The sequence below is a fragment of the Wenyingzhuangia gracilariae genome, from assembly GCF_056387575.1.
Genome location: NZ_CM150748.1, coordinates 2,661,338 through 2,674,606, shown reverse-complemented (window position 1 = coordinate 2,674,606; position 13,269 = coordinate 2,661,338). Strand labels below are relative to the sequence as shown.

At 32.2% G+C, this 13,269-nt stretch carries 13 protein-coding genes; 3 read left to right on the top strand and 10 right to left on the bottom strand.

Annotated features, from left to right (window positions below):
• Position 1: 1 nt before the first annotated feature.
• From ACY2IJ_RS11575 to ACY2IJ_RS11560, 4 genes are all read right to left on the bottom strand, one after another.
• Positions 2-691: a hypothetical protein gene (locus ACY2IJ_RS11575; protein ID WP_476724528.1), complete on the bottom strand. Its 690-nt coding sequence runs from the start codon at positions 689-691 to the stop codon at positions 2-4.
• Between the two features lie 5 nt (positions 692-696).
• Entirely contained in the window at positions 697-3,291 is a 2,595-nt protein-coding gene (locus ACY2IJ_RS11570; RefSeq protein ID WP_476724527.1) for a T9SS type A sorting domain-containing protein, read from the bottom strand.
• Positions 3,292-3,518: 227 nt separating this feature from the next.
• Positions 3,519-4,232: a DUF4197 domain-containing protein gene (locus ACY2IJ_RS11565; RefSeq protein ID WP_476724526.1), complete on the bottom strand. Its 714-nt coding sequence runs from the start codon at positions 4,230-4,232 to the stop codon at positions 3,519-3,521.
• A complete protein-coding gene (locus ACY2IJ_RS11560) occupies positions 4,229-4,405 on the bottom strand; it encodes a DUF5522 domain-containing protein (RefSeq protein ID WP_476724525.1) in 177 nt (58 codons plus the stop codon). Before ACY2IJ_RS11560 ends, ACY2IJ_RS11565 begins: the two co-directional genes overlap by 4 nt.
• A gap of 297 nt (positions 4,406-4,702) precedes the next feature.
• Between ACY2IJ_RS11560 and ACY2IJ_RS11555 the strand changes: the two genes are divergently transcribed.
• Genes ACY2IJ_RS11555 through ACY2IJ_RS11545 form a run of 3 tightly spaced genes read left to right on the top strand, consistent with a single transcriptional unit; the run spans position 4,703 to position 6,593 of the window.
• Positions 4,703-5,254, top strand: a complete 552-nt coding sequence (locus tag ACY2IJ_RS11555) for a sigma-70 family RNA polymerase sigma factor (protein ID WP_476724524.1) — start codon at positions 4,703-4,705, stop codon at positions 5,252-5,254.
• 25 nt (positions 5,255-5,279) lie between these two features.
• Positions 5,280-5,993, top strand: a complete 714-nt coding sequence (locus tag ACY2IJ_RS11550) for a class I SAM-dependent methyltransferase (RefSeq protein WP_476724523.1) — start codon at positions 5,280-5,282, stop codon at positions 5,991-5,993.
• 3 nt (positions 5,994-5,996) lie between these two features.
• Positions 5,997-6,593 carry a DUF1684 domain-containing protein gene (locus tag ACY2IJ_RS11545; protein WP_476724522.1) on the top strand — a complete coding sequence of 199 codons (597 nt, stop codon included), beginning with the start codon at positions 5,997-5,999 and terminating at the stop codon, positions 6,591-6,593.
• 7 nt (positions 6,594-6,600) lie between these two features.
• Here the strand turns inward: ACY2IJ_RS11545 and ACY2IJ_RS11540 are convergent, their stop codons facing one another.
• The 6 genes from ACY2IJ_RS11540 to ACY2IJ_RS11515 all read right to left on the bottom strand — a co-directional run bounded on the left by ACY2IJ_RS11540 (position 6,601) and on the right by ACY2IJ_RS11515 (position 13,197).
• A complete protein-coding gene (locus tag ACY2IJ_RS11540; protein ID WP_476724521.1) occupies positions 6,601-8,148 on the bottom strand; it encodes an FG-GAP repeat domain-containing protein in 1,548 nt (515 codons plus the stop codon).
• Between the two features lie 123 nt (positions 8,149-8,271).
• Positions 8,272-8,619: an L-rhamnose mutarotase gene (locus ACY2IJ_RS11535; protein ID WP_476724520.1), complete on the bottom strand. Its 348-nt coding sequence runs from the start codon at positions 8,617-8,619 to the stop codon at positions 8,272-8,274.
• Positions 8,620-8,624: 5 nt separating this feature from the next.
• Positions 8,625-9,962: an L-fucose:H+ symporter permease gene (fucP, locus tag ACY2IJ_RS11530; protein ID WP_476724519.1), complete on the bottom strand. Its 1,338-nt coding sequence runs from the start codon at positions 9,960-9,962 to the stop codon at positions 8,625-8,627.
• Positions 9,963-10,058: 96 nt separating this feature from the next.
• Positions 10,059-10,850, bottom strand: a complete 792-nt coding sequence (locus ACY2IJ_RS11525; RefSeq protein WP_476724518.1) for an SDR family oxidoreductase — start codon at positions 10,848-10,850, stop codon at positions 10,059-10,061.
• Positions 10,851-10,861: 11 nt separating this feature from the next.
• Entirely contained in the window at positions 10,862-11,689 is an 828-nt protein-coding gene (locus ACY2IJ_RS11520) for an amidohydrolase family protein (protein ID WP_476724517.1), read from the bottom strand.
• A 71-nt stretch (positions 11,690-11,760) separates the two neighbouring features.
• Positions 11,761-13,197, bottom strand: a complete 1,437-nt coding sequence (locus ACY2IJ_RS11515) for a tagaturonate reductase (RefSeq protein WP_476724516.1) — start codon at positions 13,195-13,197, stop codon at positions 11,761-11,763.
• Positions 13,198-13,269: the final 72 nt, after the last annotated feature.

The window sequence follows — 13,269 nt, the reverse complement described above, 5'->3', positions numbered from 1 at the left end:
TCTAATTTACTACAAAACTATAAACTTCTGAACTCGATGAATTTCCTAATTGATCTATTGTTACTATTTTCCAGTAGTATGTATCTCCACTATTTACCGTTATATTTTCTTCTTTAGAAAGCGTTGTTACACTGTACCTTGTTGTTAAATTCATACTAGTCCCTAAATACACTTCAAACTCTTTAATATCGTTATCTAGATCGCTACCCTCCCAAGTTAAGCTTACACTAGCCGTTGTTATATTTTCTTGGTTTACAGGACTTGTTAATTTGGCCGGAAAAGGCACGTAGCTCTCAACTCCATTCCCTGCCATATAAAAATTCCAAGAATCACTTATAGTCTCTTTTTCCGAATCTTTATTTACAGAAACAACAGACCAGGAATAAGAAACTCCTCTTAAAAGAGTCACCTCTTTTTTATTACTTGTTGTAGTATAAGATGTTATTTTACTGTTTTCTAAATTTTTGACTTTTAAAACATAAGAATCTGCATGCTCTGCTTTATTCCACCAAAAATTTAGGCTAGCTTGTTCATCGGACACTACTGTGCCACCTTCACAATTCTCGTTGTTTGATGGATAAATTAATGTGCTTTTTTGAGGTTCTAAAACAATTTCATCAGTATCTTTTTTACTACACGCAATAATACTTACCAACAACAAACCTAAACTTATACTTCTTAATTTTTTCATTCTAATTATAATTTAAAAACTTTTGCTTTTTGATTATTATTTGTCATTAAAATATACATTCCTGAATTTAAATCAGACAAATCTAACTGATCTGTAACCGAAACTGTTTTTAAAACTTTTCCTAATACATTTACAACATTAATATATTCTACATTGTTTATATTCGATAAACTTATCAAACCTGTTGTAGGATTAGGGTAAACCCCAATACTTTTTTTTGTTCTTTGGGTAGATGATAAAGAGCTGTCCTTAATAGTTGCAATAGTAATGTTTTTAAAAATAAACTGGGAACCTGTTGAAAACTTTCTGTTAGAATTGGTACTATCTCTATACAATCTTAAATAATATTTATCCGGTGAAGGCAAATCTGCACTTGGCCATACATTAAATGTATAAGAATCTCCTAAATAAGCATCAACTGTTTTGTCTTCTGTAAAGGTTAACGTTGCTTTTCCTTGTTGATTTTCAACCGTTCCAGACACAGCAATATCTGAAATATTTTTTGAAGGTGCAACAAACCCCAACGTATAGGGCGGACTTCTATGCATATATAATGTTGCCTGCATGTTTTCTATATTGGCATTGGTTGTGTAGTTAAATGTAATGTCAAAATCTTCTCCTCTTGTTACTGATGGTAAGTTTGTTTGAACATTGGTTATTTCTAAATAATCTGGCTCATAAACTCTTGCTTGATTTCTAACATCTGTACTAAAATGAAACACTTGTAAAATTGCACTACTTACATGCCCTCCACTATCTGGATATGTAACTAAAACCTCATTATTTTCCTGAATCAAATCATAAGACACAGGGATTTCAATCGTACCAAAAAATCGATCTTTATCTGCTTGATCATATCCTCTATAGTCTGTAGGCACTTCCAACACCGATCCATTTATTTGCACCGATGGAATAATTACACTTCCGTGATCTCTCCCTACACTAACTCGTAAAACTGCCTCGCCATAAGTAGTAGGCTTAGACACATTGTTAATATTAAAACTCACAGATTGATTGGCTTGTATAGGTTTTAAATAACTATCTGCATAATATTTTGTTTCATTAGAAGTTTCATCTATGTTAATTGGATTGGCAAACGTATACTCCAAAATCATGGTAGCTCCTGGCCCTAAACTGACTTTGTTTAGAGGCACACTTACGTCTACTTCCTCTAAAACAGGATTAGTTCCCAACAACGTTAAATGCTTTTGATGTATGCTACTAACTTGCTGTCCATATTTATCAAAAATATCCAAATCAATATCTTTAGAAACAAACTCTAAATTGTTTAAAATTACGTAACCTTTGTTTCCATCAACATAAGCATCTACCTGAATATCTAAATCTGTTGTTTGAGAATCTACCCTGGTTCCTTTTACATTTTTCCATAATTGATAAAATTTAACTCTTTCTGTATACACCCATTCTCCAGTATAACTTTCAGGTTCGTTGGTCTTTCTCATTAATCTAGCTCCATAAGGTAAATCTTTATCGTGATTGTATCCCCACTCTGCTTTTACAATGGTAAATGGAATTGCTATTTCAATAGCATCAGGTCTTTCCATAAAAGACATCATCATAGAGTTTTGAGCTCTTAAAAACAACCAATCTCTATAAGGCTCCCATGGCTTATTATTATAATCATGTGTTTGCGCTCCATACTCTGAAATTACATAAGGTTTGGTATGTCCTAATGCCAACATACTGTATTGATCGTGCATGTCAAATGTTGCCTCTATATTACTTCCAGAACGCAACTCCACTCTTCCTCCAATCGCTGGAAAATCATACAAATGCCAAGACCAAAAATCCATTTTTTCTCCAGCAACATCTATAAATAACTTATCTCTATTTATCCAACGCTGAAAATCTCCTGTCTCAAAATCAGGAAAAGCTACAGTATATCCACCTACTTTTAAATTTGGATTCTGAGCTTTAATAGCATCGGCCACCTCCACATGAAAATCTGCAATTTCTTGCAAAGAGTTTGTGTAATTCTTTTTCCCTCCCAAAGCTTCGTAGGCAGGTTCGTTAATAACTTCTACCCATTTTGGCAAAGGCTGACCGTTACCACCATGGAACTCATTAAAATAACGTCCCATATATTCTCCCGTAGCTGTTGGGCTGGCTAATTTCCACCCAGTTCCACTAGTAGCTCTTTGGCTTTCTCCTGTCCAAAACGGATGCAACTGTGCACCAACTACATGGTTTTTTCTGCTTTCGTACTTATGTAAGTGTGTTTTGGAGGCATAGTTGTTTCTAGAATTTAATCCTTTAGATGCTATTTTTGCCGGGTTTGCAAAACCAGGTCTTGCCGGATCTTCTTCCATGTAATTTAAATTCCATGTAATTCCTCCTGTATCTCTCCCCAAATACACATCATAACCTTCTAAAAAATCACTTCTTAAATCCGATGTAAAATTATCACCATCCCATTCATTCTCCATTTGATTGGAATGTATGGTAATAAACTTAGAACGGTCGAATTCAGAAATTCCACCTACAATATGTTTAACATTTAGATTGACATCTACACGAGTATTCTGACTTACCAATAAAAAACTATTACTAAGTAAAAGAAATAAGAAATATTTTTTCAAAACAGCTTCTGTTTAAGGGGGTTAGTGTTTCAAATATAAAGGCTAACTCTAAATAAAAGAGCAATTATACACTCAATAAATACTATACAATATCAATTTAATTGATTTGTTATAACACAAAACACATATGAGTTAGAAAACTGAAAGGCAACTAATTAACACCAAAAACTCCGCTTTAAAGGAAATTAACCTTTAAAAGCGGACTTTTTAATCTGTTATAAAGTCTTTTATTTACCGTCTTGTAAGGCAAATACTTTTTGTAGTAAAACGGTTGAACGTTCGTTAATATTGGTTCTTATTTTTTGCTCTTCAATAGCAATCATAGTATAAACTCCTGTTAATGCTTTTTCTGTCACATAATCTGTTAAGTCTGGATTTACTTTGGTAATAAATGGAATTTGATTGTATTTATCTATTAGCAAGGTCCATATTTCTGCCGCTCCTACTTTATCAAAAGAATTTTTAATTACTGGGCTAAAAGAAGCGTATAATTTGTCGTTAGTAGTGGCTGTTAAATAATTTGTTGCTGCATTATTGCTCCCCATTAATATGTTTTTAGCATCGTTAAAAGACATATTTTTCACAGCATCTACAAAAATTGGTGTTGCTGTTTTTACCGCATCAGAGGCTGTTGCATTTAAAGCAATCAAACCTTTGTCTGCTAAATCTCCCAGTCCAAATTTCCTTAAAGTTTCATCTACTTTTTTTAATTCATCCGGCAAGGCTATTCTAACCAATTCATTATTATAAAACCCCTTATCTTGTGTTAATTTACTTACTTGATCAGAAATTCCTTTATCTAAAGCTTGTTTTAATCCTTGCGAAATATCTAAACTAGTTACAGGGCTCTCTGTTCCAATAGGTAAGTTATTTACAATGTGACTTAGCTCTGCACAATTGGTTAAAAACAAGGCTACTAATACTACTGCTATTTTTTTCATTTTTCGTTTTTTATAAAAGAATCTGTTTTTTTATCATATCCATACGGACAGTGTTTACAACCACTCTTACAGCAATATCCTCTTTTTAAATGATACTGTTCTGTAAAAACTCTAAAACCTTGTTCATTGGTATAAAAATCTCCTTCCTCTGGTGGAATGTTTAATCTATTCATGCGGAATCAAAAATAACAACCCTATCCCTTTAAAACGAAAAAATATTAAAAAAAATGAATCTTTTTAAACCTAGCATCGTCTTATATATAAACCTTTAAAATTTACACATATGAATGCTACAAAATGTACTTGCCAATGCAATGGCTGTAAAACAGGAAATTGTAAAAATTGTACTTGTGAAAACTGTACATGTAATTCCTGTAATTGTTAACTTTAATAAAAATTGTAAAGCTATTGGATTTTGTCTAATAGCTTTACAAACATTAACTTTTTTGTGACAACCAACTGTAAAGCTTATGAATACACAAAATATTTGGAATTTATATGCAGAAGATCTTCAAAAATTTCTTTTAAGTAAAACACACAATTCTACAATTACCGAAGATCTTTTACAAGATGTTTTTCTAAAAATTCATCTTAAAAAAGAACAATTAAAAGATCCTACAGCATTAAAAAGTTGGATTTTTACAATTGCCAATCATACTTTATTAGACCATTATAAAACACAACAAAAAAGCATTCCATCAGACCTTAAAGAAATAGAGTTTTTAAATAAAGAATCTAATCATAACCCTAAAGATTGTTTACTTCCTTTAATAAACAATTTGCCAGAAAAATACAAAAGTGTTTTACTTTTAGCTACCATAAAAGGCTACAAACAAACCAAAGTAGCAGAAGAATTAAACTTAAGTTTAGCAGCCACTAAGTCTAGAATTTTAAGAGGAAAAGATTTATTAAAACAAAGCTATATGGATTGTTGTAACTACACCTTAGATGAAAACGGTCATTTAAAAGGTGAACATAAAAATATAGATGATTGTAAAGTTTGTAGAGTTCAGTCTTTGTAAGTAATTTTACACAAAATCTATATAAATGGCTAAAGATATACTTGGAAATGCTCTAAAAGCTTATTATTTTGAAAAAAACAACACTGATAAGCTACTAACCAGTTCTTCTATTGCAGAAGAAGACGAACTTCCTTTGCCTTATTTATTAAGAGATTTTAACAACATGCCCCCTTTAGAACAAAAAGCCTTACAGCTAGCCAAAGGAGCTGTTTTAGATATAGGCTGCGGTGCTGGTAGCCACTCCTTATATTTGCAAAAAAAAGGATTAAAGGTTACGGCTATAGACATTTCTGAAGGAGCTATTGAAGTAGCCAAACACAGAGGTATTACTAATGCCCACGTAGCTAATATTTACAACTTTGATACTACTAAAAAGTTTGATACCATTTTGGTACTAATGAACGGTACCGGAATTTGTGGAAAACTAAACAACCTGGCAGAGTTCTTGTTAAAACTATGTGAGTATTTAACTCCTAACGGACAAATTCTTATAGACTCCTCTGATATTATTTATATGTTTGAAGATGAAAACGGAGACCATTGGATAGATGCTACTCAAGAATATTACGGAGAAGTGCAATTTTGGATGAATTACAAAGAGCAACAATCTGAAACTTTTGATTGGCTATATGTAGACTACAACACTTTACAACGCTGTGCTATATACAACGGTTTAAATTGTGAATTGGTAGAAGAAGGATTACATTATGACTATTTAGCCAAAATTACCAAAGCATAAATTATGAAAAACATTGTTTGGATACTTCTATTTATTTGTAGCTTTTCCTATGCTCAAAAACAAGATTATGTATCAGAAATTAAAGCATACAGACAAGGATTAAACGAACATTTTAAAAACAAAAAAGAGAGTCCTTTACCTAAACACAAAATAAAAAGCTTTAACGGATTGCCTTTTTTTGCGATTCAAAAAAAATACAAAGTAAAAGCAAAACTTCAATACACTTTTAACACTCCTATACAATACATTCCAAATACGGCCGGAAAAACAGAAGCATACCAACAATATGCTGTTGCTACTTTTACTATAGACGGTAAACAATTGTCTTTAAACATTTATCAAAGTTTAAGTTTGATGAAACAAAAAGGCTATGAAAACTATTTATTTATTCCCTTTACCGATACAAGTAATGGAAAAACCACTTACGGAAGCGGTAGATATTTAGATACTACCATTCCATCGGAACCAACAGGATACATTACTTTAGATTTTAACAAAGCTTACAATCCTTATTGTGCCTATAACAAAAAATATGTTTGCCCTATACCTCCTAAACAAAACCATATAGACATGCAAATTCTTGCTGGGGTTAAATATTAGTGAGTTTTTATTTGTAATTGTTTTTTAACACAGTAATTACACCACCGTTACGTTGCCAATTGTTAACGATTGCATTTTTTTTATCATTGCCAAAGATTCCTGCATTACTTCCTAAAACAATATCTAAATCGCCATCGTTATCTACATCTTTGGCTTTAATTAGCATAAAGCAAGCATTTTCTGTGTTAGGCATTGAGTAGGTTTTAAAATTCCACTTTTGATGTTGTTTCCCAAGATTTTCAAAATACAAGAAACTTTCCTGATGTTTATTTCTTAAAGAAGCATAGTACCCAATAGATGCAATGTCTAAATCACCATCATTGTCAAAATCTGCACAAACAGTTCCGTAAGATCCTTCTTGTTTGTAAAACCAAACCTCTTTGTAGTTTGAGTCTCCTAAATTCTCAAACAATCTAATTCCGTGTCCTGGTTTTAACGCACTTACAAAATCATCACTATCACCACTAGAGGTAATTATATCTACATCTCCATCATTATCAAAATCTAACAACTCAAAATGCATGGTTCCACAATCTGGTGGCAAGCTTATTAATTTTTGTTTTTTAAAATTTAAACCTCCCTTATTGGTAAATAAATAAACACTTTCATCCTCTTGAGCAACCAAGGCATAAAAATCTTTTAAGCCATCATTATTAACATCTTTTACCACAAATTTTATAGCTCCCGATTTTGGATGAATGGTTGTTTTCACAATTCCTTTTCCTCTAGAATAAATATGGATTCCCCCTAAATACTTTCCAAATTCTGCGATCAAGACATCAGCCATTCCATCGTTATCAAAATCTTGAATTACAAAATCTACAGGCCTTTCTAAAGATTCCATAAACTTGCTCAACCCGTTTTTTGTTTTCACAATAATTTTTCCTGTAGGTTCATCAACATTTGCCATTCTCCCTAATAACAATAACAATTCTGCTCCTCTATCTTTAATTACACGTACCACAGGAGATTCTACTTTTGTTTTAGCAATTTCTTTTCCTTTGGCATCTATTTTTGAATAAAAACTTGATTTTTCAGTACTGTAACCAATCTCATAATTTCCTTTGTAAAAGTTTAAATAAGTTAATCCCTCTATTTTAGCATTCCAAGAAAGCTCCTCTTTTGTAAATTGAGGAATTTCATAAGTAAAATTTAAAATTGGTGCTGGCTCGCTTTTATCTGGAGCGTTTAAAAGGTAATAATCTTGTATCATTTTCCATTCAGCATCTGTAACCAATGGTTTTTCTGGAAACATTCCAGATGCCAACAACCTTTGTTTTGCTATTGGATTTTTAAAGTCAGACAATTGAGTTCCTTGTTTTTGTGCACCTAAAAAGAAACTCATTACAGGCAAAACTTCATTCCAATATCTTTTAGGGAATTTTTGAGGTTCGGGTAATTGATGACATCTTGTACAATGGACTTCTGCTAGTTGTTTTCCTTGGTCTACTACATAATTTTGCTGAACAGACTCCTTTTTTTCCTTTTGTGGTTTACAAGAAAAACAAAAAGATATTAACAAAAGAAGTATGTATTTAGAAAAGGTCGCTTTCATTATAAAGTTGTTTATTGAAAAGTAAATTATAATTGTTTTACAACAAAAAAAACAGCATTTACAATTAATCTATAAATGCTGTTTTTACCTTTTATTAATGAATATTAATATTTAAAATGTGTATTAAGCTCCTAATTGAAAAACTTTTTCCATTTCAATCCATTTTTCTCCATTCTTAGCCCAAGGCAATCCTTGTTGATATTTCCACATCAACTCTTCCCATTCTTGCACTTTTGGATTGTTCGCATCCATTTCTGCTTTTTTGTTTGGATCAAATGTTTCATCGCATTCCATAATCATAAACATTCTATTTCCTGATAAATAGATTTGCATGTCTACAATTCCTGCATCTTTAATGCTTTTTGTAATTTCTGGCCACGCGTTACCTGCTGCATGGTATTCTTTATATTCAGCTATCAACTTAGGATCATCTTTTAAATCGCAAGTCAAACAAAATCTTTTTGTACTCATTGTTTTTAGTTTTTTGATTTTTTATACGTTACCATTCCATATCTAGCTACAACAGCCAAACAAATTAAAGGTAAAATAAACGAGAAGTTTACTTCTGGAATAAATCCTAGAATTTTTACATCAGAAAAACCAGGTCCTCCCCAATCTAAAATTGCTCCTTGTAAAATTGGCATTAAAGCACCTCCTACAATGGCCATTACCAATCCGGCAGAACCAATTTTAGCTTCATCTCCCATATCTTTTAAAGCTATTCCGTAAATAGTAGGGAACATAATAGACATAAATAAAGAAACCAATACTAAAGAATACAATCCTATGGTTCCTGGTAATAAAATGGCACCCGCTGTAAAAATAACTCCTCCAACACCAAACATCATCAATACTCTTGATGGATTCATGGTTTTCATTAATCCTGTTCCAATCCATCTACCTGATAAGAAAATAATCATGGCAGCTACATTAAACCAAGTGGCTGTTAAAGCTTCACTTTCTGGCAAACCTTCGTTAATATTATCTACATATTGGAAAATATAAGTCCAACACATAATTTGTGCTCCTACATAAAATGCTTGAGCAACAACCCCTTGTTTATAATTACTATTGGCAAATAACTTTTTAAACGATTCTGACAAGCCCATTTTTTCTTCTTCTGAAGTAGAAGGGATTTTGGTAAAAATAATAATTACCATAATTGCCAAAACTACCAATCCTAAAATAATATAAGGAACACTAATTACTCCTAAATCATTTTCTCTTACTGCTGCTTTTGCGGTAGCAGACAACGTATCATACACTAATTCTCCAGCTTCATTTTTATCATCAGATTGCAATGCAGAAATCACAAATTGTTGCGCTACAATCATTCCCATTAAAGAACCAATTGGGTTAAAAGCTTGTGCTAAATTTAAACGTTGTGTTGCCGTTTCTTTATCTCCTAACGCTAAAATTAAAGGATTAGATGTGGTTTCTAAAAAAGCCAACCCACAAGTAATTACCCAAAGAGAAACTAAGAAATAGTTAAATTCTTGAAAAGCTGCTGCTGGATAAAACAAAAAGGCTCCAATTGCATACAAACAAAGTCCTAAAATAATTCCAGATTTATAGCTAAATTTTCTAATAAATAAAGCTGCTGGCAAAGCCATAAAGAAATATCCAAAGTAAAAAGCAAACTGTACTAATGATGCTTGCATGTTAGACAATTCTGGCATTACTTTTTTAAATGCCGATACCATTGGATTGGTTAAATCATTTGCAATTCCCCACAACGCAAATAACGATGTAATAATTATAAAAGGAAAAAGTAGTTGTTTACTAACTACGGGCTTTTTTATAGTTTGATTCATAATTTTTAAATTAGTTTAAAATAAAAGTGTTGCTAATTAAGAAAAACCTATCTAAAACTAGCAACACAAAAGTTGTATATCTACATCACAAATGTTCTATTCTGTCAGTAAAGACCTGTCTAAATTTACATATCCACCATCAACAGTAATAAATTGTCCTGTTGTGTGTGATGATTTTTCTGAAATAGTAAACAAACATTGATCTGCAATTTCTGCAGGCATTGTCATTCTATTTTCTAATGGAATTTTCTTAACAATAGACTTTAGTTTTTCTTCTCCATTTTCTAAAGTATCAATCCATGCTTGATAAGCGGGAGTCCAACTCTCGGCAATAACAATTGCATTGGAACGAATTCCGAATTTAATTAAATCTACTGCCCATTCACGAGTCAACCCAAACACTCCTCCTTTTGCAGCTGCATACCCCGAAGTTCCTCCTTGTCCTGTTAGAGCTACTTTTGATCCAATATTTAAAATATTCCCTTTTGCTTTTTTTAACATTGGTAAACAAAACTTGGTCATTGTAAAAAAGCTAACCATGTTTAATTTTAAAGAATACATAAAATCTTCTACCGAACTATCTAACCCAGCACCATCATTTACACCTACGTTGTTAATTAAAGCGTGAATTTCTCCATACTTTTCTTCAATAACTTTTGCAGCTGCTTCTACCTGTGTTGCTTCTGCTAAATCTGTTTTCACAAAAATAGCATCAATTCCTTTTGCTTGTAATTCTTTTGCATATTCAAAACCTCTATCGTTTCTATCTACCAATACAGGTATTGCTCCTTCAGCAGCTAAATGTTGTACAATGGTTTCTCCAATACTTCCTTTAATTCCTGCAGCTCCTGTAACAACAACTACCTTTCCTTTTAATTTTAAATCCATCTAAATATTTTTTATAAATTGTAAAATTTAATAGCATTTTCTCCCATAACAGCACTTTGCTCTGCTGGGCTTAATTTTGCTATAAAATTTGTAACTGTGTCTTTTACTTGTTTGTAATTCCCTGCTACCAAACATACAGGCCAATCAGAACCAAACATAATTCTGTCTGTTCCAAAAACGTCTAATACCAATTGCATATATCTCTCTAATTGCTCAGGAGTCCATTTTTTGTAATCAGCTTCTGTATTCATTCCAGAAATTTTACAATATACGTTAGGTTCTTTTGCTATTTCTGTCATTAGCACTGCCCAACCATCATAAAAACCATCTTTAATGTAAGGTTTGGCAATATGATCAATCACAAATTTGATGTTTGGAAACTTTTTTACAAATTCTAAAACAGCTCCTAATTGATGTGGAAAGACCAGAATATCATAGGTAAATCCATATTTTTCTAGTTTAGATATTCCTTTTAAAAAGTTAGGACGTAACAAAAAGTTATGGTCTGGTTCTCCCTGAACTACATGACGAAAACCTTTTACTAGGTCAACCTTACTGTAATGTTCTAAAACTGCATCAATATCATCACCTCTAAAATCTACCCAACCTACAATTCCTTTTACAAAATCATTTTTGGATGCCAAGTCTATTAAAAAGTCTGTTTCTTCTAAAGTTTGATCTGCCTGAACCACTACACAACCATCAACGTCATTTTCTTGATATACTTTTTGTAGGTCTTCAGGTAAAAAATCTCTACGGATCACTGCCATTTCATCGTCTATCCACTCGTGTTTTACAGGCTCGTAGTTCCAAAAATGCTGATGTGAATCTATAATCATTTTTTATTCTTTTAATGGTTATTCATAAAACAATCCTCTGCAAATAAACTTACAGAGGACTATTTTTGATCTTATTTTACAAAAGCATCTAAACTTGCTTTTACTCCATTTGCTTCAATAGCTTCTAAATTTGCTGTAACTACAGCTTGTAATCCATCAATAGCTGTTAAGTCTGTTCCCCAGAAATCTGTGTTAGATAAAGTTGCTTTTACAATAGCAGGAACATCGCCTGTTGCCCATTGTGCTTTAAAGAAATCTAATGCTGATTGATCGTCTTTTAACACAATCTCTTCTCCATTTCTATCTCCTTTGTAGAAAGCAATTAAAGAAGCCAAAGAGAATAATAACCCTTGTGGTAATTCATTCTTTCTTTTTACATATTCTAAAACTGATGGTAAAACTCTTGTCTTGAATTTAGAAGTAGAATTTAAAGAAATACTCATTAATGCATGCTCTAAATATGGGTTTCTAAAACGGTCTAACACATCGTTAGAAAATTGTTTTAATTCAGCATCTGGCAAATCTAACGTAGGACAAATTTCGTTAAAAATGGTGTTTTTTAAATACGTTCCAACCACTTCATCTTCTAAAGACTCACGCACTTTGTCTATTCCGTACAAGTACCCAACTGGTACTAAAGTAGTGTGTGCTCCGTTTAAGATACGCACTTTACGAGTTCTATATGGTTCCATATTGTCTGTAAACACAATATTTAATCCACAAGCCTCAGCAGGAATTTCATTTTTTACAGATGCAGGTCCTTCAATTACCCATAAGTGGAATTGTTCTCCCTCTACTACTAAGTTGTCTTTATAACCTAATTCTTTGGTAATTGCATCCATTTTATCTCTTGGGTAACCTGGTACAATTCTATCTACTAAAGAATTACAAAAAATATTATCATTTTCAATCCAGTTTACAAACTCAGTTCCTAGGTTCCAATCTGCAGCGTATTGTAAAATAATTTTCTTTAAGTTATCTCCGTTTTTGTCTATTAACTCACAAGGAATTAAAATCAACCCTTTGTCAGATGCTCCGTTAAACGTTTGGAATCTTTTGTATAGTAAGGCTGTTAATTTCCCTGGAAAACTAGATTGAGGTGCATCATTTAACTTGTCATCAGCATTGTAAGCAATACCTGCTTCTGTAGTATTCGAAATCATAAAACGTAAATCTGGATTTTCAGCTACCGCTAAATAATCTGCATGATTTGCGTAAGGATCTATTCCTCTTTGAATACAATCTACAATTTGATGCTCGCTTATTGCTTTTCCGTTTTTGATACCGTTTAAGTACAATGTATACAATCCGTCTTGATCGTTTAACATTTTAATCAAACCTTGATCGATAGGTTGTACTGCAACAACACCTGCATCAAAGTTTGCGTTTTTATTCATTTCGTGAATCATCCAGTTTGCAAAAGCTCTTAAGAAGTTTCCTTCTCCAAATTGAATAATTCTTTCTGTATAAGTTTTTACGTTTGCCGTATTTCTATTTAAAGAATCCATATTATTAGGTAGTTAATAGTGAGTAGTGAGTACAAAGACAGAAACTACTCGTTAAACATTTTTATTTTTTTT

What these genes read in the sequence shown, in the direction of transcription:
- ACY2IJ_RS11575 (WP_476724528.1), bottom strand. Translation starts at nt 691, where the DNA reads ATGAAAAAATTAAGAAGTATAAGTTTAGGTTTGTTGTTGGTAAGTATT.
- ACY2IJ_RS11565 (WP_476724526.1), bottom strand. Translation starts at nt 4,232, where the DNA reads ATGAAAAAAATAGCAGTAGTATTAGTAGCCTTGTTTTTAACCAATTGT.
- ACY2IJ_RS11560 (WP_476724525.1), bottom strand. Translation starts at nt 4,405, where the DNA reads ATGAATAGATTAAACATTCCACCAGAGGAAGGAGATTTTTATACCAAT.
- ACY2IJ_RS11555 (WP_476724524.1), top strand. Translation starts at nt 4,703, where the DNA reads ATGAATACACAAAATATTTGGAATTTATATGCAGAAGATCTTCAAAAA.
- ACY2IJ_RS11550 (WP_476724523.1), top strand. Translation starts at nt 5,280, where the DNA reads ATGGCTAAAGATATACTTGGAAATGCTCTAAAAGCTTATTATTTTGAA.
- ACY2IJ_RS11545 (WP_476724522.1), top strand. Translation starts at nt 5,997, where the DNA reads ATGAAAAACATTGTTTGGATACTTCTATTTATTTGTAGCTTTTCCTAT.
- ACY2IJ_RS11540 (WP_476724521.1), bottom strand. Translation starts at nt 8,148, where the DNA reads ATGAAAGCGACCTTTTCTAAATACATACTTCTTTTGTTAATATCTTTT.
- ACY2IJ_RS11535 (WP_476724520.1), bottom strand. Translation starts at nt 8,619, where the DNA reads ATGAGTACAAAAAGATTTTGTTTGACTTGCGATTTAAAAGATGATCCT.
- fucP (WP_476724519.1), bottom strand. Translation starts at nt 9,962, where the DNA reads ATGAATCAAACTATAAAAAAGCCCGTAGTTAGTAAACAACTACTTTTT.
- ACY2IJ_RS11525 (WP_476724518.1), bottom strand. Translation starts at nt 10,850, where the DNA reads ATGGATTTAAAATTAAAAGGAAAGGTAGTTGTTGTTACAGGAGCTGCA.
- ACY2IJ_RS11520 (WP_476724517.1), bottom strand. Translation starts at nt 11,689, where the DNA reads ATGATTATAGATTCACATCAGCATTTTTGGAACTACGAGCCTGTAAAA.
- ACY2IJ_RS11515 (WP_476724516.1), bottom strand. Translation starts at nt 13,197, where the DNA reads ATGGATTCTTTAAATAGAAATACGGCAAACGTAAAAACTTATACAGAA.